Annotated in this window: 2 pseudogenes; both read left to right on the top strand. The window is 54.8% G+C overall.

From position 1 onward, the window contains the following. Positions 1–342 (top strand): annotated as a pseudogene (locus AB9F26_RS22185) (hypothetical protein); the annotation flags it as partial. Positions 343–462: 120 nt separating this feature from the next. Continuing rightward, a pseudogene (locus AB9F26_RS22180) lies at positions 463–690 on the top strand (hypothetical protein); the annotation flags it as partial.

Here is a 690-nt window from a genome sequence, read left to right as displayed (position 1 = left end):
GGAGAAACACAGGTCTCATTCAGCGATCCAGACGCCAGATCAATGGCAACAACAGCGCGCATGCCCCGTATTGTTGGCTATAATGTCCAAACGGCTGTCGAAGCCGATCACCACCTGATCGTTGCGCACGAAGTCACTATGCTTGGTTTTGATCGCGACGCTTTGTCGATGATGGCTGGGGCAGCGAACGACGTCATGACCACAGACCAGCTCACAGCAATCGCCCCCTCTCGTGCATGCTGCGCATACACTGCCGGGCAGTGGATAAGGGTTATTACAAGGGCGAGGAAATTGTCGCTAGCGAAGAGGCTGGTATCTCAGTTGTCGTTCCCAAACCGATGACATCAAATGCCGCTGCACGCGGTCAGTTTGATAAGGCTGACTTCGCCTATGACAGCGACCTGGATGTCTATGTCTGCCCAGCAGGCGAGAAACTGATCTACAGATTTACCGGCCAACAAGATGGGAAGGCCATCAGGTCATATTGGTCGGGGGCGTGCGCTGGTTGCGTCCCTCTCATTGATTGCTTTGCAATCAACTGCCGGGCAGCGGATCAAGACCAAATGCACAACGAGCAAAGACCGGCGTGTGCGTCGTTGGGAAAAAGAAGATGTTCTTGAGCGGGTGCAAGCACGACTGGATGCAAACCCAGCTCAACTGGCGGTCCGCAGCATGACCGTCGAACATCCC

The organism is Falsihalocynthiibacter sp. BN13B15 (genome assembly GCF_041205415.1).
GTDB lineage: Bacteria > Pseudomonadota > Alphaproteobacteria > Rhodobacterales > Rhodobacteraceae > Falsihalocynthiibacter > Falsihalocynthiibacter arcticus.
Note: the sequence above shows the minus strand (reverse complement) of the source record. Positions and strands in the feature narration are given on the sequence as shown.